Annotated in this window: 18 protein-coding genes; 13 read left to right on the top strand and 5 right to left on the bottom strand. The window is 67.2% G+C overall.

Features of this window, described 5'->3' with window-relative positions; all coding sequences use genetic code 11:
* Positions 1–88 precede the first annotated feature (88 nt).
* Positions 89–1606: a leucyl aminopeptidase gene (locus tag QCD70_RS05730; protein WP_301214176.1), complete on the bottom strand. Its 1518-nt coding sequence runs from the start codon at positions 1604–1606 to the stop codon at positions 89–91.
* An 85-nt stretch (positions 1607–1691) separates the two neighbouring features.
* Here QCD70_RS05730 and QCD70_RS05725 point away from each other — a divergent pair, with 85 nt between their 5' ends.
* From QCD70_RS05725 to alr, 7 genes are all read left to right on the top strand, one after another.
* The gene (locus QCD70_RS05725) at positions 1692–2627 is read left to right on the top strand and encodes a proteasome assembly chaperone family protein (protein WP_301214175.1); all 936 of its coding nucleotides are present in this window, start codon (positions 1692–1694) and stop codon (positions 2625–2627) included.
* Positions 2628–2664: 37 nt separating this feature from the next.
* Positions 2665–3981, top strand: a complete 1317-nt coding sequence (locus QCD70_RS05720) for an MFS transporter (protein ID WP_301214174.1) — start codon at positions 2665–2667, stop codon at positions 3979–3981.
* 200 nt (positions 3982–4181) lie between these two features.
* Positions 4182–5516, top strand: a complete 1335-nt coding sequence (locus QCD70_RS05715) for an RNA polymerase sigma factor (protein ID WP_301214173.1) — start codon at positions 4182–4184, stop codon at positions 5514–5516.
* Positions 5517–5523: 7 nt separating this feature from the next.
* Positions 5524–6804, top strand: coding sequence for a MurT ligase domain-containing protein (locus tag QCD70_RS05710; protein ID WP_301214172.1), 1281 nt, complete (start codon positions 5524–5526; stop codon positions 6802–6804).
* On the top strand, positions 6801–7550 hold the full coding sequence (locus QCD70_RS05705; RefSeq protein WP_301214171.1) for a type 1 glutamine amidotransferase: 750 nt from the start codon (positions 6801–6803) through the stop codon (positions 7548–7550). The genes QCD70_RS05710 and QCD70_RS05705 overlap by 4 nt, the downstream gene beginning before the upstream one ends.
* A 2-nt stretch (positions 7551–7552) precedes the next feature.
* The gene (locus QCD70_RS05700) at positions 7553–8305 is read left to right on the top strand and encodes an alanine racemase (protein WP_301214170.1); all 753 of its coding nucleotides are present in this window, start codon (positions 7553–7555) and stop codon (positions 8303–8305) included.
* Positions 8302–9375 carry an alanine racemase gene (gene alr / locus QCD70_RS05695; RefSeq protein ID WP_301214169.1) on the top strand — a complete coding sequence of 358 codons (1074 nt, stop codon included), beginning with the start codon at positions 8302–8304 and terminating at the stop codon, positions 9373–9375. The genes QCD70_RS05700 and alr overlap by 4 nt, the downstream gene beginning before the upstream one ends.
* Before the next feature lie 30 nt (positions 9376–9405).
* Here the strand turns inward: alr and QCD70_RS05690 are convergent, their stop codons facing one another.
* Positions 9406–11490, bottom strand: coding sequence for a DNA gyrase/topoisomerase IV subunit B (locus QCD70_RS05690; protein ID WP_301214168.1), 2085 nt, complete (start codon positions 11488–11490; stop codon positions 9406–9408).
* A gap of 207 nt (positions 11491–11697) precedes the next feature.
* Between QCD70_RS05690 and QCD70_RS05685 the strand changes: the two genes are divergently transcribed.
* A complete protein-coding gene (locus QCD70_RS05685) occupies positions 11698–11925 on the top strand; it encodes a DUF7455 domain-containing protein (protein WP_055928973.1) in 228 nt (75 codons plus the stop codon).
* A gap of 97 nt (positions 11926–12022) precedes the next feature.
* Here the strand turns inward: QCD70_RS05685 and QCD70_RS05680 are convergent, their stop codons facing one another.
* A complete protein-coding gene (locus QCD70_RS05680; RefSeq protein ID WP_301214167.1) occupies positions 12023–14545 on the bottom strand; it encodes a DNA gyrase/topoisomerase IV subunit A in 2523 nt (840 codons plus the stop codon).
* Positions 14546–14660: 115 nt separating this feature from the next.
* Between QCD70_RS05680 and QCD70_RS05675 the strand changes: the two genes are divergently transcribed.
* Positions 14661–15806, top strand: a complete 1146-nt coding sequence (locus tag QCD70_RS05675) for an alkaline phosphatase family protein (protein ID WP_301214166.1) — start codon at positions 14661–14663, stop codon at positions 15804–15806.
* Between the two features lie 20 nt (positions 15807–15826).
* On the opposite strand, the gene sepH is transcribed toward QCD70_RS05675, so the two are convergent.
* Complete coding sequence (gene sepH, locus QCD70_RS05670; RefSeq protein ID WP_301214165.1) at positions 15827–16987, bottom strand: septation protein SepH; 1161 nt, start codon at positions 16985–16987, stop codon at positions 15827–15829.
* A gap of 161 nt (positions 16988–17148) precedes the next feature.
* On the opposite strand from sepH, the gene QCD70_RS05665 reads away from it, so the two are divergent.
* A complete protein-coding gene (locus QCD70_RS05665; protein WP_055928962.1) occupies positions 17149–17442 on the top strand; it encodes a DUF4193 domain-containing protein in 294 nt (97 codons plus the stop codon).
* Between the two features lie 32 nt (positions 17443–17474).
* Here QCD70_RS05665 and QCD70_RS05660 read toward each other — a convergent pair whose 3' ends face one another.
* The gene (locus QCD70_RS05660) at positions 17475–17906 is read right to left on the bottom strand and encodes a DUF3093 domain-containing protein (RefSeq protein WP_301214164.1); all 432 of its coding nucleotides are present in this window, start codon (positions 17904–17906) and stop codon (positions 17475–17477) included.
* Between the two features lie 40 nt (positions 17907–17946).
* Here QCD70_RS05660 and dut point away from each other — a divergent pair, with 40 nt between their 5' ends.
* From dut to QCD70_RS05645, 3 genes are read left to right on the top strand one after another with little or no spacing between them, the layout of a single operon-like run.
* A complete protein-coding gene (gene dut, locus QCD70_RS05655) occupies positions 17947–18435 on the top strand; it encodes a dUTP diphosphatase (RefSeq protein ID WP_301214163.1) in 489 nt (162 codons plus the stop codon).
* Positions 18432–19100 (top strand): DUF3710 domain-containing protein, encoded by a 669-nt coding sequence (locus tag QCD70_RS05650; RefSeq protein WP_301214162.1) that lies wholly within the window; start codon positions 18432–18434, stop codon positions 19098–19100. Before dut ends, QCD70_RS05650 begins: the two co-directional genes overlap by 4 nt.
* Complete coding sequence (locus QCD70_RS05645; protein ID WP_301214161.1) at positions 19100–19825, top strand: DUF3159 domain-containing protein; 726 nt, start codon at positions 19100–19102, stop codon at positions 19823–19825. The genes QCD70_RS05650 and QCD70_RS05645 overlap by 1 nt, the downstream gene beginning before the upstream one ends.
* The last annotated feature ends 42 nt before the right edge of the window (positions 19826–19867 follow it).

Genomic DNA, 19867 nt, shown 5'->3' with positions numbered 1-19867 from the left:
AGCTGCATCTCTGCCCGCACTCCGCAGGATGGGCGGAACGGACGGCGGCGACGTGTTTTTTCGCCTTGTCGAGCCTACTACGGTCACATCACTCGGACCGCACGGGAGCCGGTGCGGCCGCCAGAGCGAGCAGCGTGCGCACCGTCACTCCGGTGGGCCCCTTGCCCGTGTAGCCGTAGAGGGCGTCCTTGTTCGTGCCCGCTCCGGCGATATCGAGGTGCACCCACGGAATGCGTCCGGATCCGTCGGCCGCCTCCCCGATGAAGTCGTTCAGGAAGGCGGCGGCGATCAACATGCCGCCGGCCGTGTTGCCCGGCTTGATGTTCGCGATGTCGGCGATGTCCGAGTTGAGCATCGACCGGAACTCCTCGCCGATGGGCATGTGCCAAAAGAGCTCGCCCGCGTTCGACGCGGCGCCGAGAACCTCTGCCACGAGCGGCGAGGTGCCCAGGGTCCCCACGTAGCGGTTGCCGAGCGCGACGCTCGCGGCTCCGGTGAGAGTGGCCACGTCGATGATGGCGTCGGGCGACTCCTCGCTCGCGGCGACGAGCCCGTCGGCGAGAACCAGGCGGCCCTCGGCGTCGGTGTTGAGCACCTCCACCGTCTTGCCGCCGCGGATGCGGAGGACATCCCCGGGCCGGATCGCCGTGGCCGACGGCAGGTTCTCGGCGAGGCAGAGCCAGGCGGTCACCTTCGTCGGCAGTGCGAGGCGGGCGGCCGCGAGGACGACCGACAGCACGGTGGCCGCGCCGGCCATGTCGTACTTCATTCCGATCATCGATGCTGCGGGCTTCAGCGACAGTCCACCCGAGTCGAAGGTGATTCCCTTGCCGACGAGGGCGATGTGCCTGGCCTTCTCGCCGTCTGCGGGGGAGTAGGCGACCTTGACGAGGCGAGGGGGTCGCGACGATCCCTGGCCGACTCCGAGGATTCCGCCGAAGCCATCGTTCGCCAGCTGGGTCTCGTCCCACGTGGTGACCTCGACGCCTGGCAGGTCGGCGAGCTCGGATGCGCGTTCGGCGAACGTCTCCGGGTACAGGTCGAGCGGCGATTCGTTCACGAGGTCGCGAACCAGGTGCACGGCCCGTGCCACCTCGGTCGCATACGAGATCGCCTCGGACGAGACGGCGACCGACGTCACGAGAGTGAACGACGCAGCCGGGCGGGAACGCGGGCTGCCGCCTTCACTGCGGTACTCCACGTACTCATAGGCGCCCAGCAGGCAGCCCTCGAGAACCGCCTGCGCCTGCGCCTCGTCTGCGACGGGCAGGGCGAGCGCGATCGACTCGACCCCGAGCATCCGGCGCGCGGCCGAGCCCGCGGCATACCGCAGATCGTCTGCGCCGGGGTCGGCTGAGGCTAGGCCGACGAGTGCGATGGACCGGGCCTGGATGCCGGCCGGCGCGGGCAGACGAACGAGGTCGTCCTTCGACCCTGTGATGCCGAGCACGGAGAGATCCGAGAACGCCGGATCCGCTCCGAGCAACGACGCGGCCGCCCCCACCAGGGCGGGCCCGTCGCCGGTGCGGGTCACCCCGAGCACGAGAACGTCGACGGCGATGTCGTCGGGGTTCGAGGAGGAGGTGGCAAGTGAGGCGAGAGTCATGCTCCAACCCTAGGCCGGGCGTTGTTCGCTCTCGGCATGCCGAGTCGGCGGGGCTCCGACTCCTGCCGCGATTAGAGTTGAATCCATGACGGATTCGAGCGAGCTCTACGAGATCACCGGCGAGCTCGGCAACATTCCCGAGGGACTCGACCTGGTGATGTCGCTCACCGGTTTCACCGACGCGGGCGGCGCCAGCGCGCAGATCGGCGACTACATCCTCGACAACCTCAGCAATCGAGTGATCGCCGAGTTCGACACCGACTCGCTTCTCGACTATCGAGCGCGCCGTCCCATCATCTACTTCGACCAAGATCACCTGAGCGACTATCAGCCCCCGGCGCTCCGGCTCTATCTCGTGCAAGACGAGCTCAACCAGCCGTTCCTCTTCCTGAACGGCTTCGAGCCCGACTTCCGGTGGGAGGGCTTCTCCAAGGCCGTCATCGACCTGATCGGTCGGCTCAAGGTCAAGACCACGACGTCGGTCCATGCCATCCCCATGCCCGTTCCGCACACCAGGCCCATCCGGGTCACCGTCAGCGGCAACCGCATCGAGCTCATCGACGCCCTGTCCGTGTGGAAGCCGCACACCCAGGTGCCCGCCAATGCGATGCACCTCGTGGAGTTCCGCCTGCAGGAGTTGTCGCATCCGGTCGCCGGCTTCGCGCTCCTCGTTCCCCACTACCTCGCCGACACCGAATTCCCGCTGGCGGCACTGTCGAGCCTCGAGAGCATCAGCGCGGCCACCGGCCTCATCTTCCCCACCGACAAACTCCGCGAAGAGGGTCGGGTCTTCCTGTCGAAGATCGACGAGCAGGTCGGAACCAATGTCGACCTCGAGAAGCTCGTGGGCACGCTCGAGGAACGTCACGACGCCTACATGCAGGGCACGCCGCTCAAGTCGCCCCTGACCGACGAAGACGGCGAGCTGCCTTCCGCCGACGAGATCGCCGAAGAACTCGAGAAGTTCCTGGCCATCAGGCGCGCGGGCGACGACGACGCAGGCCCCTCACTCGGCCTCTGACGATTCCGGCCTCCTGCGTCGCCGTACGATTGAGTACGTGAATTCCCGACGCGCGTGGCTGGTCTTCGGTGTCGGCGTCTTCGCCTACATGATCTCGGTGATGCAGCGCACGACGCTCGGCGTCGCCGGAGTCGACGCGGCTGAGAGGTTCCACTCGTCGGCCGCGCTTCTCTCGACGCTCGCCGTCGTGCAGCTCATCGTGTACGCCGGCCTCCAGATCCCGGTCGGCATCCTCATCGACCGCGTGGGGCCGAAGTGGCTGATCACGATCGGCTGCGCGTTCATGGTCACCGGACAACTCGTACTCTCGATCGCACCCGACATCCCCACGGCCGTGCTGGGCCGCATCTTCGTGGGCGCCGGCGATGCCGCGGTGTTCATCTCCGTGATGCGGCTCGTCAACTCGTGGTTCGCCGGCCCGATCGTTCCCCAGCTGAGCCAGTGGGTCGGCAACATCGGCCAGCTCGGCCAGGTGCTCTCGGCTCTGCCCTTCGCCTGGATCCTTCACGGATTCGGGTGGACGCCCGCGTTCTCGGTCGCCGCGGCGGCGTCCTTCTGCGCCCTCGTGCTCTCGGCGGCCTTTCTCAGGAACCGCCCGCAGGGTGCCCCCGACGACGGTCGCGTCGCCAGCATGGGCGAGGCGATCCGGATGCTGGCGCCCACCCTGCGCAGGCCCGGAACGCAGTTGGGGTTCTGGTCGCATTTCGTCAGCCAGTCCTCGGGAACGGTGTTCACCATCTTCTGGGGCTTCCCGTTCCTGGTCTCGGCCGTGGGGCTCGATCGTCCGGTGGCCGCGGCGTTTCTCGTCGTGATCGTGGTGTCGGGCATGATCGCGGGCCCGATCCTCGGCATCCTGAGCGCCCGATTCCCTCTCCGGCGATCGAACCTCGTACTCGGTATCACCGCATCGCTCGGGCTCGTCTGGGCGGCCGTCCTCCTCTGGCCCGGCGTTCCGCCGATCTGGCTGATCGCGATCCTCACGATCACCCTGGGAATCGGAGGGCCGGGCTCCCTCATCGGATTCGACTTCGCACGCTCGTTCAATCCGGCTCGGTCGCTCGGATCGGCCAACGGGGTCGTGAACGTGGGCGGATTCATGGCGAGCTTCGTCATGCTGTTCCTGATCGGGCTCATCCTCGACGTGCAGTTCGACGCCGGCCTCAGCACCGCGCTGTATTCCATGGACGCGTTCAGGCTGGCCTTCGCAGTGCAATACCTCGTCGTCGGCACCGGCGTGTACTTCCTGCTCCGCGCTCGTCGCCACACGCGACGGCGACTGCAGGAGGACGAGGGAATATCCGTGGCCCCCTTATGGGTTGCACTTGCAGGGAAGTGGTCACGCCGGCGCCGCTAGTCGGCAGGGCTCTCCCACATTCCGTGCAATAATTGAGAATCGAGACCCGTTCTTGTGCAGGGTGTCCGGTCAACCGGGCGCAATCAAAATCCCGCACTTGACATGGGTCTTAGTAATGTCAGAAAACAACTCCAGCCTCCAATTGGCATCGACTCGCGAAGTCGACTCCACCCGGTGAGACCGGCGTGAAAGGTGATCGTATGGCCACCCGCAAATCAACCACAACACTCGAACCCACCGCAGACGAGCCTGCCGCCTCAGCGGCCAAGCCCGTGACGAAGGCCGCAGCCGCGAAAGCTGCTGCAGCTGCGAAGGCGCCCGCCGGCAAGACCGCCGCCGCGAAGGCACCTACCAAGGCCGCCGCCGCGAAGACCGCTGCCGCCGCCAAGAAGGCCAAGGCCGCCGCCGAGGCAGACGGCCCCGGATCCGATGACGACGACGCCGATGGCGGCGTGATCGTCGAGGTCGTCGTCGACGAAGACGAGACCACGACCGACGACGAGTCGGACGACAGCGCCCCCAAGGCAGCCGCCGAGATCGTGCTGCCCGCGGGCGCGCTCGTCATCTCCGACGCCGACGACGACAGCGATGTGCCGGTCTACTCGACCGCCATCACCGGCGCCACCGCCGACCCGGTCAAGGACTACCTCAAGCAGATCGGAAAGGTCGCGCTCCTGAACGCGGCCGAAGAGGTCGAACTGGCCATGCGCATCGAGGCCGGCCTCTTCGCCGAAGACACCATGTCGACGATGAGCGAGGCCGAGAAGAAGTCCGCCTACGGCCGTGAGCTGCAGTGGGTCGCCCGCGACGGCGCCCGGGCCAAGAGCCACCTGCTCGGCGCCAACCTCCGACTCGTCGTGAGCCTCGCCAAGCGCTACACGGGCCGAGGAATGCAGTTCCTCGACCTGATCCAGGAAGGAAACCTGGGCCTCATCCGTGCCGTCGAGAAGTTCGACTACACCAAGGGCTTCAAGTTCTCGACCTATGCCACGTGGTGGATCCGCCAGGCGATCACCCGCGCGATGGCCGACCAGGCCCGCACCATCCGCATCCCGGTGCACATGGTCGAGGTCATCAACAAGCTCGCCCGCGTTCAGCGCCAGATGCTTCAAGACCTCGGTCGCGAACCGACGCCCGAGGAGCTGTCGCGCGAGCTCGACATGACCCCCGAGAAGGTCGTCGAGGTGCAGAAGTACGGCCGCGAGCCCATCTCGCTGCACACACCCCTGGGTGAAGACGGCGACAGCGAGTTCGGTGACCTCATCGAAGACACCGAGGCCGTCGTCCCTGCCGACGCCGTGGGCTTCACGATGCTTCAGAAGCAGCTCGAGTCGCTTCTCGACTCGCTCTCCGAGCGTGAGGCCGGAGTGATCCGCATGCGCTTCGGTCTGGGCGACGGAATGCCCAAGACGCTCGACCAGATCGGCGACACCTTCGGCGTCACGCGTGAGCGCATCCGCCAGATCGAGTCGAAGACGATGGCGAAGCTCCGCCACCCGTCGCGGTCGCAGTCACTGCGCGACTACCTCGAGTAGGCCGCGGATGCGTTATATCGCGCCCGTCCTCGTCGGTCGCGCCGTCCGGGCTGTCACCCGGGCGCGCGGCGGAGGGTCGGCGCTGCCCGGATACGTCGTCAACAAGATGGCGCCGGGGTTCATCAAGAATGTCGTCGCCCAGTTCGAGTACGGCATCGTGTTCGTTCTCGGTTCCAACGGAAAATCGACGACGACCCACATGCTCACCGAGGTCCTCCGGGCCCACGGCCTGACGGTGTTCACGAACCCGTCCGGTGCGAACCTGCCCCAGGGCATCTCGTCGGCCCTGCTCTCCGAGGTCGGCGTGACGGGAAAGCTGAAGGCCGACATCGGCATCCTCGAGGTCGACGAGGCGTTCGCGCTCGAACTGTCGAAGACGCTGCTCCCATCGACGATCCTGATGCTGAACGTGCAGGTCGACCAGCTGTACCGGTTCTTCGAGACCGAGGTCGTGGCCGACATGATGCTCGACACCGCGGCCGTCGCCACCTCGCACGTGATCAGCAATCGAGACGACGCGTACCTGTCGAAGATCGGCGAGATCCTCGACGCCAAGGGCGCTCAGGTTCCCGACGTCACCTACTTCGGGGCATCCCCGAAACTGGTGGCGAGCTCGGCGCACGGGCTCTTCAACGCGGCGAATCATCGAGAGAAGGCGTCGGGCGCGACGCTCGATGCCCTCGCCGAGCTCGAATCCTGGGACAGCACGGGCGCACGCATCCGCGTCGATGGCGCCCTCGCCGACATCTCCCTCCCCGCGAAGGGCCTGCACTACGGAGTCGACGCTGCGGCGGCGCTGGCCACGGCGGCGAAGGTGCTGGGGGCCGACTTCGACCTCGCGAAGGCGTCGGCCGCCTTCTCGGCCATGACGCCCGCCTACGGGCGCGGCGAACTGCTCGACTTCGGTGACGAGAAGGTCGAGTTCGTGATGTTCAAGAACGCCGCGAGTCTGCAGCTCAACCTCGATGCGCTGCCCGCAGCGCCGGAACAGGTGATGGTCGCCATCGACGAGGGGACCCCCGATGTCTCCTGGCTCTACGACATCGACTTCGCCCAGCTCGACCATGTCGACGTGCTGACCGGCGCGAAGGCCTGGCAGTTCGCGCTGCGTCTCGAGCACGAGGGAATCCCCGTGGGCACCATCGAGCCCGATCTCAAGAAGGCGATCGAACTGATGCGCGCACTGCCCGCGCCCCAGACGGGTCACAAGACCTGGGTGGTCAACTACGAGCAGATGATGCTCGCTCGAAAGATCATCGGCTACGGCGACATGGAGGTCTCATTTTGAGCTCGTCATCCGGAATCTCTGTATCGATCCTCGAGCTGTATCCCGAAGAGCTCGAGGCGAGCGGCGAACGGGGCAACGTGACCGCCCTCAAGACGAGGCTCGAGCGAGCCGGGCACCGCGCCGATGTCGTGCAGCACACCGTCGGCCGTCGACTGCCGAAGGACCCGGACATCGTCGTCATCGGCAACGGACCGGTCTCGGCCGTGCGCGCGGTGCACGACGACATTCTCGACAACGCGGCGGCCCTCCGCTCCCTCGCCGATGACGGCGTGCCGTTCTTCGCCGTGGGCGCCGGCGCCGAACTGCTCGGCGCGGGTATCACGCTCGCCGACGGCACCGTCCTCGAAGGGGTGGGCATCTTCCCCTTCTCCGCCCGCCGGGGAGTCCCGCGGCAGGTCGGCTACATCGTCGTCGAGACCGCACAGGGCACCGTCGTCGGGTTCGAAGACAACGCGTCGGAATGGAACCTCGAGGCCGGAGCCGTTCCGCTCGGTGCCGTCACATCGGGCGGGGGCAACGGCAACGGCCGGGAGGGTGTGCTCGCGGGTTCATCCGTGGCCACGCAGACGAAGGGTCCGATCCTTCCGCTCAACCCGTCGCTCAGCGATGCCCTCATCCGCGCGGCACTCGAGCGCCGAGACGAGGCGTACGCGCCATCCGCCCCCCACGCCGAACTCGATCGTCTCGCGGCGAAGTCCCGTGAAGTGATCGTGGCGAACGTCAAGAGCGTCTTCACCACGATCTAGTGATGTCCGGGTCTCACGAGGTGCATCCGGCACCGCCCCGCAGAGCTGTGATCAGCCTCGAGACGGTGCGCAGCAACACGCGCCTCCTCCTCGCCGAGCAGTCCTCCGGCCGGGTCGTCGCCGATCTGCGGGGCGACGCCTACGGACACGGGATGCCCGCTGTGGCGACCGCGCTCGACGAACTGCAGCTGGATGCGTTCCTCGTCTCGAACGAGAACGACGTACAGGCCGTCGACGCGCTCGGACTCACGACGCCGGCGGTCCTCCGGTCGCAACTCGCGACCGATTCGACGACGGTCCTCGGCCCGCAGCTGTTCGGTCTCGACTCCGCCGAGCTGGCGGATCCGCGGGCCCTGGGGCTGCTTCCGGCTCTCACCCTCTCGGCACGCATTCTGTCGGTCAAGAAGGTCGGCGCAGGCGAGGGGGTGTCGTACGGCTACGTCTATCGCACGCCGCGGGCGACCACGCTGGCAATGGTGTGTCTGGGCTACAGCGACGGCATCGACCGCCACGCCTGCGACGGGGCACGGGCGTGGTTCGCCGGCACCACCCACCCCATCGCAGGACGCGTGGCCATGGATGTCTTCATGCTCGACGTCGACGAATCGCCCGTGTCGCCCGGCGACGAGGTCGTGCTCTTCGGCGACGAGCAGCACGGGTACCCGTCGCCCATCGCCTGGGCGGGCGCCCTCGGCAAGACCGGTGCCGAGGTCACGGCCTCGCTCGGCGACAGGATCGTTCGGAGCTACCGATGACAGAGGTCACGAGCGAGATCGTCATCGATCTCGACGCGCTGCGGCACAACATCCTCGCACTGTCGGCACGGGTCGCGCCGGCGGAGGTCATGGTCGTCGTCAAGAACGACGCCTACGGGCACGGCCTCCTCGACGTGGCCACGACATCGGTCGAGGCAGGCGTGGCCTGGATCGGCGCCCTCGACGTGCCCACGGCCCTGGCGCTTCGACGGCACGGAATCACACCGCGCACACGGATCTTCGCCTGGCTGATCGACCCGGAGGAGGATCTGGCGCCCGCGATCGCGGCGGGTGTCGACTTAGGCATCTCCACGGTGCCGCAGCTCGAGACGGCCGCCGCGTCCACCGACGCTGCGCCGGCACGCATCCACCTCAAGATCGACACGGGCCTGCACCGCAACGGCGCCACCGCGGAGGACTGGCCCCGGCTGGTGGAACGCGCCCTGGAACTCGAACAGCGAGGTGCCGTCGAGATCGTGGCCGTCTGGACCCACATCGCGGAGGCCAGCGACGACGAGGACACGCTCTCGATCCGTCGCTTCGAAGCGGCGGTCGACGTAGCCCGCGAACTCGGTGTGCGTGCGCCCATTCGTCACCTGGCGGCCAGTGCGGCCGCGTACGCACGCTCGGATGCGCGATTCGACCTGGTGCGCCTCGGCGCCTTCGTCTACGGTCTGCCGCCCGGTGACGGGCCGAGCGCGGCCAGCATGGGTCTGCGTCAGGCGATGACCCTGCGCGCCCGTGTCACGACCGTCGAGAGCGATCCGGATGGCCGCCGCCGGGCGTCGATCGACCTCGGCTACGCCGACGGCATCTCGACGTTCGCCCCGGGTCGAACCGAGGTGGCGATCCACGGCCGACGCCGCCCCATGATCGCGCCTCTCGAGGTCGACCGCGCATGGATCGATCTCGGCCACGACACGGATGTGTCGGTCGGAGATGTCGTGACGCTCTGGGGCGACGGCAGTGCGGGGGAGCCGACCCTGCAGGAGTGGGGGGACGCCACGTCGACGATGTCCGAGGAGCTCGTGGTGCGGCTGAGCCCCCGCATTCCCCGTCGCGTCGTCTGAGGCGTCGCACTCAGGCGACCGAGCACGCGATCAGGTGTCGATGCGCTCTCGCGACATGCCCTCGGATCCGGCGATGATGAACTCCTTGCGAGGGGCGACGTCGTCGCCCATCAGCAGGTCGAACGTGCGCTCCGCCCTCTCGGCGTCGCTGACGCCGACCCGGCGCAGCGTGCGATGCCGCTTGTCCATCGTCGTCGTCGCCAGCTGGTCGGCATCCATCTCGCCCAGGCCCTTGTAGCGCTGGATCGGATCCTGGTAGCGCTTCTTGGCCTTGTCGAGCTGCGTGAGCAGCGTGTGCAGCTCGGCCTCGGAATAGGTGTAGATGGTCTCGTTGGGCTTCGTGCCCGGGTTCATGACCACGACCCGATGCAGCGGGGGAACGGCGGCGTAGACCCGACCGTCTTCGACGAGAGGCCGCATATAGCGGAAGAACAGTGTGAGCAGCAGCGTGCGGATGTGCGCGCCGTCGACATCGGCGTCGCTCATCAGGATGATCTTGCCGTAGCGCGCGGTCGACAGGTCGAACGACCGGCCCGAGCCGGCGCCGATGACCTGGATGATCGACGCGCACTCCGCGTTGCCGAGCATGTCGGCGACGGAGGCCTTCTGCACGTTGAGGATCTTGCCCCGGATGGGCAGGAGGGCCTGGAACTCGCTGTTGCGGGCGAGCTTCGCCGTGCCGAGCGCCGAGTCGCCCTCGACGATCATCAGTTCGCTCAGTGCGACGTCGTTGGAGCGGCAGTCGACCAGCTTGGCGGGAAGCGACGACGACTCGAGGGCGTTCTTGCGGCGCTGGGTCTCTTTGTGCGCCCGTGCAGAGATGCGGGACTTCATCTCTGCCACGACCTTGTCGAGCACCAGGGCGGTCTGCGCCTTGTCGTCGCGCTTCGTCGACTCGAACCTCTCTTTGAGGCCCTTCGTCACGACCTGCGAGACGATGTTGCGCACGGCCGGGGTTCCGAGGATCTCCTTGGTCTGTCCTTCGAACTGCGGCTCGGGCAGGCGCACGGTGAGCACCGCCGTGAGCCCGGCGAGCACATCGTCTTTCTCGAGCTTGTCGGTGCCCGCCTTCAGGCGCCGGGCGTTCGCCTCGACGGTCTGGCGCAGGAACTTGAGCAGGCCCGCCTCGAAGCCTGCCTGGTGAGTGCCGCCCTTCGGGGTCGAGATGATGTTCACGAAGCTGCGGAACGTGGTCTCGTAGCCCGTTCCCCAGCGCAGCGCGAGGTCTACTTCGCACTCCCGGGTCAGCTCGGTGGGAACCATGGCTCCCTGCGGCGAGAGCACGGGCACGGTCTCGGTGAACGACCCGGTTCCCTGGAGGCGCCAGGTCTCGGTCACACCGGAATCGGTGGCGAGGTGTTCGACGAACTCGGCGATGCCCCCGTCGAAACGGAATGCGTCGCGCCGGGTCTCCTCGCCGCGCTCGTCGGTGATGCCGATCGAGAGACCGGGAACGAGGAACGCGGTCTGGCGGGCCCGGTCGAAGAGCTCCTCCGTCTGGAAACGCGCCGTCGTGCTGAAGATCTGCCGGTCTGCCCAGTACCGGATGCGGGTGCCGGTCACACCCCGCTTGACCTTGCCGACCACCCGGAGTTCGCTGCCGTTCTCGAACGGCGTGAACGGCGCATCCGGTGTCGGTGCCGAACCGGAGTCGTCGAAGACGCCCGGCTCACCGCGGTGGAACGACATGGCGTAGGTCTTGCCGTCGCGGTCCACCTCGACGTCGAGGCGCTCCGACAGTGCGTTGACGACCGAGGCTCCCACGCCGTGCAGGCCACCGGATGCCGCATACGACCCCGAACCGAACTTTCCACCGGCGTGAAGCTTGGTGAAGACGACCTCGACGCCCGACAGTCCTGTCTTCGGTTCGATGTCGACGGGGATTCCTCGAGCGCGGTCCCGCACCTCGACACTGGAGTCGGCGTGCAGCTGGATCTCGATCTCGGTGCCGTAGCCGCCCAACGCCTCGTCGACCGAGTTGTCGATGATCTCCCACACGCAGTGCATGAGTCCGCGCGAGTCGGTCGATCCGATGTACATGCCCGGACGTTTGCGAACAGCCTCGAGTCCTTCGAGTACCGACAGGTGCCGTGCGGAATAGTCGGCCGATGCCACGTGTTCTCCCAAGTAAGCGTCAGGCCTACGGAACCGGGCCCAACGTTCAACTGTAGTTACCTCAGAGGGTGCGCCCGTTCATTGACACGAATGCCCGAATCCGACATACGCGCAGAGCGAAACACGAGCGAAAGACGCACCCGCGAAACACACACGTGATTTGATGAGGAGACCGGTTGTCGACCAGCGAGGCGTGAGGAGCATCACATGCACACAACAGCAACGGAGAACGGCATCATCACCGAAGAGACCACCTACCAGCTGACCGGCGCCGATCGCTGCGACAGCTGCGGCGCCCAGGCGTACGTGAGAGTCGAGATGGAGTCGGGCAGCGAGCTCTTCTTCTGCTCGCACCACGGCAAGAAGTTCCACGACAAGCTTTCGCCGCTCGCGAAGAGCTGGCTCGACGAGTCGGCCCGTCTGCTCGAGAAGTAGACCTAGATAAGGCGGCACCGACCCGACGAGAAGAGAGGCCGTTCCCCGAGGGGGAACGGCCTCTCTTCATGTCTGCGCCGGTCGACGGCGACGGCCGTCAGTCGGCGTCGACCGCGTCCACCTCATCGGTCTCGCGCGGCCCCTGCGGCATCCTCGACTGGATCGACGAGCCGATCGACCCGACGATGGCCTCGAGCGGCAGTCCGGAGGCGTCGCGTCGGGACCCGCCGTCGGGCAGCTGTCGCACCGTTCCGTCGGTTCCCACGGCGAGTGCCGGCTTCGGTCCCACCCAGGCGTGCAGCATAATGTCCTCGCCTTTCAGAAACCGCTGCGCGCGCACGCCGCCCGTGGCCCGTCCCTTGGCGGGGAACTCCGAGAAGTCCGAGACCTTGCCGCTGCCCGGATCAGTGCCGGGGAGCACCGACGTGCTGCCGGCGATCGTCGCGACGGTCGCGTCGTCGCTCGACGAGACCGCACCGAAGAAGATGCAGCGTGCGCCGGCTCCGAGCTTGATTCCCGCCATTCCGCCGGCCGTGCGCCCCTGCGGCCGTACGGAGTTCACCGAGAACCGCAGAAGCTGGGCGTCGGAGGCGACGAAGACGAGTTCACTCGCCTCGTCGGGCTGCGCGACACCGACGAGCTGGTCGCCCGGCTTGAGGGCGATAATCTCGAAGTCGGGCTTGTTGGCGTAGTCCTGGGGAATCAGGCGCTTCACCACACCGCTGATCGTGCCCACGGCGATGGGCAGAGTCGAGTCGAGAGACACGAGGCCGACGACGCGTTCCTTCTTGGTGTCGAGACCGAGATACTCCGCGATCCGCACACCGGCCGCCAGCTGCACCGAGTTGACCGGCACTACAGGAAGGTCGAGCACGGGCATCCGGATGAGCCGGCCGAGAGTGGTCACGGCCCCCACCTCGCTGCGCGTCGTCGTGGTCACGAGCGACAGCACAGCGTCGTGACGCGCGCGACGGGCCGCGGCGCCCGGCAGCGGTGCGGCATCCACGCCATCGGGATAGTCGATGCGGATGGCCCTGCCCGTCGTGCTGAGCACGATCACGCAGGCGGTGTCGGCGAGCTCCAGCACCACGGGCTGCGCCCGGCGGGAGGCGGGGGCATCGCCCGGCCGCGCCTCGGTGAGGACGGTGCGGCGAGGGGTGCCGAGCGCCTCGGCGACGGCGTCGAGTTCCGTCGACACGGCACGGCGAATGAGCGCGGGGGAGCCGAGGAGCTCCGTGAGCTGTTCGATCTCCCTGCGCAGGGAGTCGCGCTCGGCCTCGAGCTCGATGCGCGAGAACTTGGTGAGACGCCGCAGGCGCAGCTCGAGGATGTAGTCGGCCTGGAGCACGCTCAGCTCGAATACGTCGATCAGTCGTACGCGGGCCGCCTCGGTGTCGTCGCTCGCGCGAATGACCTGAATGACCTCGTCGATGTCGAGGATCGCGATGAGCAGACCCTCGACGAGGTGCAGGCGCTCGGTGCGACGGGCGAGGCGGAAGCGGGTGCGCCGGGTGATCACGTCGATGCGGTGATCGATGTAGACCTGCAGCAGGTCACGCAGCCCGAGGGTCTGCGGTTCGCCCTTCACGAGGGCGACGTTGTTGATGTTGAACGACTCCTCGAGAGGGGTGTACCTGTAGAGCTGCTCGAGCACGGCGTCGGGGCTGAATCCGGTCTTGATGCCGATGACCAGGCGAAGTCCGTGGGTGCGGTCGGTCAGGTCGGTGACGTCGGAGATGCCGGCCAGCTTCTTGCTGGTGACTCCGTCTTTGATCTTCGAGATCACCTTCTCGGTGCCCACGAGGTAGGGCAGCTCCGTGACCACGAGCCCCACCTTGCGCGCCGTGAGGTTCTCGATGCTCACTCGAGCCCTGGTCTTGAAGCTTCCACGACCGGTCGTGTAGGCGTCACGGATGCCGGCGAGCCCCACGATGGTTCCTCCGCCGGGCAGGTCGGGGCCAGGGATGAACGACATCAGGTCGTCGATGGATGCGTCGGGATTCTCGATCAGGTAGCGCGCTCCCGCGACGACCTCCACCAGGTTGTGCGGCGCCATGTTCGTCGCCATGCCCACGGCGATGCCCGCGGCACCGTTGACGAGCAGATTCGGGAAGGCGGCGGGCAGCACATCGGGCTGGGTCAGCTGATTGTCGTAGTTCGGCACGAAGTCGACGACGTCTTCGTCGAGACCATCGGTCATGGCGAGCGCCGCGGCCGCAAGCCGGGCCTCTGTATAGCGAGGCGCGGCAGGGCCGTCGTCGGGAGACCCGAAGTTGCCGTGTCCGTCGATCAGGGGAACGCGGAGAGTCCACGACTGCGCCATGCGAACGAGGGCGTCGTAGATGGCGGTGTCGCCGTGGGGGTGGAGCTTTCCCATCACCTCGCCCACGACCCGGGCGCTCTTCACGTGGCCGCGATCCGGCCGGAGTCCCATGTCGCTCATCTGGTAGAGGATGCGGCGCTGCACGGGCTTGAGGCCGTCGCGGGCGTCGGGCAGGGCGCGAGAGTAGATGACCGAGTACGCGTACTCGAGGAAGGAGTCCTGCATCTCGGTGGAGACGTCGACGTCGAGAATCTTCTCGGGTGTCTCGGGGGAGGCGTCCGGTGTCTGTGGGGTCATTCCTGAATAGGGGCTTTCGTCAAGAGAAAGGCGGCGCACCGATGAGGCATCGGAGGACGTTCGGGTCGTGATCGGGACGACTCGTCCGGCAGTCACCTGTGCCAGACTTGGCCCGATGCCCCCCATGCTACCGGCGACCCGATCCGACGAGCCCCGTCTGTCAGACGTGTTGCCCAGTTGCCTCGCGGCGGTCCACGGCGAGGAGAATCGCCTGGGGCTCCCGGCCGTGTCGAAAGCGGTGGTCGTCCTCGTCGACGGCCTCGGAGCATCCGCCCTGCGTCAGCGCACCGGTCACGCCCGCTTCCTCTCGTCGCGATTCACCAAGAGGGCGACGCTCGTCAGCGGATTCCCCACGACCACCGCTGCAGCACTCGCGTCGCTCACCACCGGTGCATCGCCCGGTGAGCACGGGCTCGTCGGATACTCCGCCCTCGTGCCGGCCACGGACAGGGTCGCCAACCAGCTCACCGGGTGGGGCCCTGACATGGAGCCCTCCGTGTGGCAGAGGCGGGCCACGGTGTTCGAGAGGGCAGCAGAGTCGTCGATCGACGCGGCGGCGATCGGGCCGCGGCGGTATGAATCGTCGGGCTTCACCCATGCCGTGCTGCGCGGCGCCCGGTATGTACCGGGCGACTCGATCGCCGACCGGTTCGATGCCGCCCGCGCTGTACTCGACGCGCCGGGGCGGTCCATCTCCTATGTCTATGTTCCCGAGCTCGACATGACCGCCCACGCCGAGGGGTGGCAGTCGGATCGCTGGACGCACCTGCTCGAGGAGCTCGACTCCGCCGTGCACTCCTTCGCGCGCACGCTGCGCGCGGGGGAGGGAATGCTCCTCACCGCCGACCACGGCGTGATCGACGTGCCCTCGACATCCCACGTGCTCTTCGGCGACGACGAGTCCCAGATGCGCGGGGTCAGCCATGTCGCCGGCGAGCCGCGCTGCCTCCAACTGCATCTCGACCCCGACCTGCCGGCCGACGCGCGTCGGTCGATTCTGGATGCGTGGCGCGCGTCAGAGGGCGACCGCGCGTGGGTGCTCACCCGCGACGAAGCGATCGAGGCCGGCTGGTTCGGCGAGGTCGACGACGAGGTGCGGCCGCGCATCGGCGACATCATCGTCGCGGCGGCGAAGAACATCGCCTACTACGACGGCCGGAAGCTCAACGACTCCGCCCGCCGCATGGTCGGCCAGCACGGATCATGGAATTCCGACGAAGTGACGGTGCCCCTGATCAGATTCGGTGGCTTCGAGCGCTGAGGGCTGCCCTCAGGACCGGGTCAGGCCAGGTCGTCGTCGGTGCGTGCCCCGAACACGATCTCGTCCCAGCTCGGCATCGCCGCGCGACTCCGGCGAGGAGGCTTCGGCTGCGAGGCCGCCGACGGCGGCGTGTCGGACTCCGGCGCATCCAGCCCATCGAGCGTGGACTCGGTTCGAGCAGCCGAGGCCCAGATGGACGACGTGAGAGTGGGTCGGCCTTCGTTCGGCTGCGGCTTCTTCTCCTCATCGCGATCCGTGGATGAGGACTCCCTCGACGGGGATCCACTGTCGTCGAAGTCGTCGACGAACACGGCGGCCTCGCGCTCTCCTCTGCGGCGCCGGAGCGCCTCGAGCAGGTCGGCCGTCTGGTTGAGGTTCTCGGACGGCCGCTCCTCCGCACGGGAGATGGCAGCAGACGTCGCGGCAGCCGAGGACTCGCCGGAGGACGAGCTGCGCCCGTAGGGAATCACCTCGGGGTTGGGAGCCGTGTCATTCGTCACGGTGGCGGGGGGCGCATCGACGGGGGCCTCAGTCTCGGCACGGGGCGCGACGACGCGCAGCCGAGGGATGAGTCCCTCGGTGATCTCGCCGTTCTGCGACAGGGTGACGGCCTCTGTGTTGAGCGGCGTCAGAGCGTGGCGTTTCGGGTCGTACTGCCAGCGGGCGTCGTGATCGATCTCGTTCGCGGTGAACGACAGCTTGACGATCCACCCGGACTCGTCCTTCCAGCTGGCCCACCGTTCATCCGACGCCCCCAGGCCTTCGAGACGCTCCTGAATGGCTTCACCGAACGTGGACGTCGGCTCCTCGCCGAGGGGATCGAGTGCGGAGTCGACCTGCACGGCCACCTTGAGAGCCGAATTGACGACGTAGGCGCGTTCTGCGAGAACCGGGCCCTCGAACCTCTCGACATAGTCGAGGTCGGCACCCGTGAGCCGGCTCACCTCTTCTGCGGACAGCCCGGACCGGATGTGGCCCTGGATTTCGCGCGGAGAGATGCGCTTGCCGCTCGTCGACGGCGTCAGGGTCTGCCTGATGCGGCTCTGAAGCACGTCGTCGATGGCGATGCGATATCGCTCGCCGGCATCGGATGCAACGAGGAGGGCGCCGTCTTCGACGCCGATTACTGTCAATTCCTGCATGGTGAAGGGGCCTCCAGCGGTCACTGTTGCTACGACCATGCCACGACCCCGACCCGAATACGGGGAATGTAATGGGCGTGCCGCGAGTTGATGGCGTCGATGAGCAGGACGGCCGAGAATCCGAATTGCTATTCCGGTGGCTTTCGTGCAAACTAACGCCGCCGATTTGGTTTTATCAATCTCCTCAGAAGTGGATGGGCATGGCAACTGATTACGACGCTCCGCGCAAGAACGACGACGATTCGGAGTCGATTGAAGCGCTCAAAGAGCGCGTTCCAGACAAGATGTCTGGTGTCGTAGATGTTGACGACGCCGACAACCCCGGTGGCTTCGAGCTGCCCGGAGCCGACCTTTCCGATCTCGACCTCGATGTCGTCGTCCTGCCTCCGCAGGCCGACGAGTTCACCTGCGTCAACTGCTTCCTCGTGAAGCACCGTTCGCAGATCGATCACGAAGAGAAGCTCGGCCCCATCTGCGTGGAGTGCGCCGCCTGACGACAGCGAGCACCACGCATGGCCGCCGCCAGCTAGACAGACAGGGCGGCCTTCAACCCCTCGGGATTCCGGGACGACACGAGCCAGTACGGCGTCGGGTCGTCCGGATCCTCGAGGGGTATTTTTACGACAGGATCGACCCATCCCCGCAGGCAGAGCCACGCCCGCGCATCCAGTCGCTGGCCGCGCTGCAGAGTCGCAGCATCGCCCCTGAAGATGGCCGGCGTGCCCAGCAGCCCTACGGGGATGCGCGCCTTTCCCGCCGTGAGCGTGCCGTCCTTCACCTCGATGACGGGGGCGAGCACGACGAAGATTCCCGAGAGTCCGCCGAAGAGCACGGCAGCCGCGACGACCCCCGCGACGATGTTGACCGGAGCGAGCACGAGGATGCTGGCCGGGATGACGAGTGCGGTGGCGAGGTAGATCCAGATTGAGGGCCAGAGCCGCTCACGATACGAAGACATGCTCCTATTCGACCAGACAAACTGCACTACCCTCGACTTCGTGACCCAGTCAGTGGAAGTACTCATCCAGGCCGCCGACGTTCCCGAGTATTCTCACCCCGGTGACGCGGGTGCAGATCTCACGTCGATCGAGGCTCTCACCCTCGCCCCGGGCGAACGACGGCTCGTCGGCACGGGCGTGCGGATCGCCCTGCCCGACGGCTTCGCCGCGTTCGTGGTTCCCCGCAGTGGGCTCGCCGCAAAGCACGGCATCACGATCGTCAATTCGCCGGGCACGGTGGATGCCGGGTACCGGGGCGAGATCAAAGTGGCCCTTCTGAATACCGACAGCACCGTGCCGTACGATATCGGCGTCGGGGATCGTATCGCCCAGCTCATCGTCATGCCCGTCACGCGAGCCGTATTCATTCCCGTCGACACCCTTCCCGGCAGCGACAGGGGAGCGGGAGGCTTCGGTTCGACCGGCTACTCGTCGCCTCTCGCAGCGGGCGGGCCTGTCACACCCGAACTACAAGGAGAGAACGCATGAGCGATCTGGAAAAGCCGAACGCCGACGGAGTCGACTCTTCGATCGATGACCTCGAGGACGAGCAGCCTCTCGATTCCAAGTCGGCGCCCGGGAATCGCGCGGAAGAGGGGCCGTTCGACGCGGACGAGGCCAACCCCGCCAGGCCGTATGTCGACCTCGGTGGGCTGAAGATCCTTCCCCGCGAGGGCCTCCACCTCAGGCTGGAGGTCGAAGAGGGAACCAATCGGGTCGTGGCCGTCGGCCTGGACTACGCCGGTTCGACGCTGCAGGTGCAAGCGTTCGCCGCGCCTCGGTCGACCGGACTCTGGCACGAGATCCGAGCCCAGATCGAGGACCAGATCATCAAGCAGGGCGGCACGAGCACGGCGCGCGAGGGGACGTTCGGGCCCGAACTGGTGGGCGAGGTGCCCGTCGCCGCGGGTACGACGGCCGACGCGTCGTCGTCACGTCTCGCCCGTTTCGTCGGCGTCGACGGGCCCCGGTGGTTCCTTCGCGGTGTCATCGCGGGCGACGCGTTGACCAACCCCGCCGCCGAGCTGGCGATCGAAGAACTCTTCCGCAGCGTCGTGGTGGTTCGCGGATCGCAGCCGATGCCGCCACGCGACCTCATTCCTCTGAGCATGCCGAAGACGGCCGCGACGGCCCCGCCCACCACGAGCGCCTGATGACCGAACCGCAGTCTGACGGCAGAGAGCCGGCGCCCAGCCTGTCGCAGACCTTCGCCGATGCGGCCCGGCGGGCCGGCATCGGACAGGTCACGCCGGGGGAGACCCCGACGGCCGCGTCGTTGCTGCGGGCCGTCGGCGGGGTGCGCGGACTGATCGAGTCGCTGCTGCCCGGACTCGCGTTCCTCGTCATCTACACGGTGACGAGCGACCTGACCCCCAGCGTCGTCGCCCCCGTCATCGTGGCGGTGCTGTTCATCGTGGTCCGGGCCATCACGCGAAGCCCGGTCATGCCGGCGGTCACAGGCCTTCTCGGGGTGGCCGTGTCTGCGGCCCTCGCCCTGTTCACCGGCCGGGCCGAGGACAACTTCCTGCCGGGCCTCATCATCAACGCGGTCAGCCTCGTCGTGCTCCTCGCGTCGATCATCGCCCGCTGGCCGCTGATCGGCATCATCGTGGGCCTCCTCACCGGTGACGCCACCGGGTGGCGCTCCGATCGTGCGAAGTTCCGCGTCGTTCTGGTGGCGACCTGGTGCTGGGTCGGCCTTTTCGCGTTGCGTCTCGGCGTGGAGGGTCCGCTCTATCTGGCGGGCAATGCCGCCGCTCTCGGCTCCGTCAAGCTGATCCTCGGGGTTCCTCTCTACGCGGCGATGCTGTGGGTCACCTGGCTGCTTGTGCGCGCGGCCTTCGGCCACAACAAGACCACCGTCGACTCCCGCGCCTGATCGCCGTGAGCAGCACTCTCGGGTGTTACTATTTATCTTGAC

The sequence above is a fragment of the Agreia sp. PsM10 genome (assembly GCF_030433855.1).
GTDB lineage: Bacteria > Actinomycetota > Actinomycetes > Actinomycetales > Microbacteriaceae > Agreia.
The sequence above is the reverse complement of the archived record's forward strand: the minus strand, read 5'-3'. Positions and strand labels throughout refer to the sequence as shown.

Bases quoted from the DNA above. Each gene is read 5' to 3' on its own strand.
- QCD70_RS05700 (WP_301214170.1), top strand. From the start codon at position 7,553: ATGTCCGGGTCTCACGAGGTGCATCCGGCACCGCCCCGCAGAGCTGTG.
- QCD70_RS05645 (WP_301214161.1), top strand. From the start codon at position 19,100: ATGACCGAACCGCAGTCTGACGGCAGAGAGCCGGCGCCCAGCCTGTCG.
- QCD70_RS05675 (WP_301214166.1), top strand. From the start codon at position 14,661: ATGCCCCCCATGCTACCGGCGACCCGATCCGACGAGCCCCGTCTGTCA.
- sepH (WP_301214165.1), bottom strand. From the start codon at position 16,987: ATGGTCGTAGCAACAGTGACCGCTGGAGGCCCCTTCACCATGCAGGAA.
- QCD70_RS05660 (WP_301214164.1), bottom strand. From the start codon at position 17,906: ATGTCTTCGTATCGTGAGCGGCTCTGGCCCTCAATCTGGATCTACCTC.
- QCD70_RS05650 (WP_301214162.1), top strand. From the start codon at position 18,432: ATGAGCGATCTGGAAAAGCCGAACGCCGACGGAGTCGACTCTTCGATC.
- QCD70_RS05730 (WP_301214176.1), bottom strand. From the start codon at position 1,606: ATGACTCTCGCCTCACTTGCCACCTCCTCCTCGAACCCCGACGACATC.
- QCD70_RS05725 (WP_301214175.1), top strand. From the start codon at position 1,692: ATGACGGATTCGAGCGAGCTCTACGAGATCACCGGCGAGCTCGGCAAC.
- alr (WP_301214169.1), top strand. From the start codon at position 8,302: ATGACAGAGGTCACGAGCGAGATCGTCATCGATCTCGACGCGCTGCGG.
- QCD70_RS05680 (WP_301214167.1), bottom strand. From the start codon at position 14,545: ATGACCCCACAGACACCGGACGCCTCCCCCGAGACACCCGAGAAGATT.
- QCD70_RS05665 (WP_055928962.1), top strand. From the start codon at position 17,149: ATGGCAACTGATTACGACGCTCCGCGCAAGAACGACGACGATTCGGAG.
- QCD70_RS05710 (WP_301214172.1), top strand. From the start codon at position 5,524: ATGCGTTATATCGCGCCCGTCCTCGTCGGTCGCGCCGTCCGGGCTGTC.
- QCD70_RS05715 (WP_301214173.1), top strand. From the start codon at position 4,182: ATGGCCACCCGCAAATCAACCACAACACTCGAACCCACCGCAGACGAG.
- QCD70_RS05685 (WP_055928973.1), top strand. From the start codon at position 11,698: ATGCACACAACAGCAACGGAGAACGGCATCATCACCGAAGAGACCACC.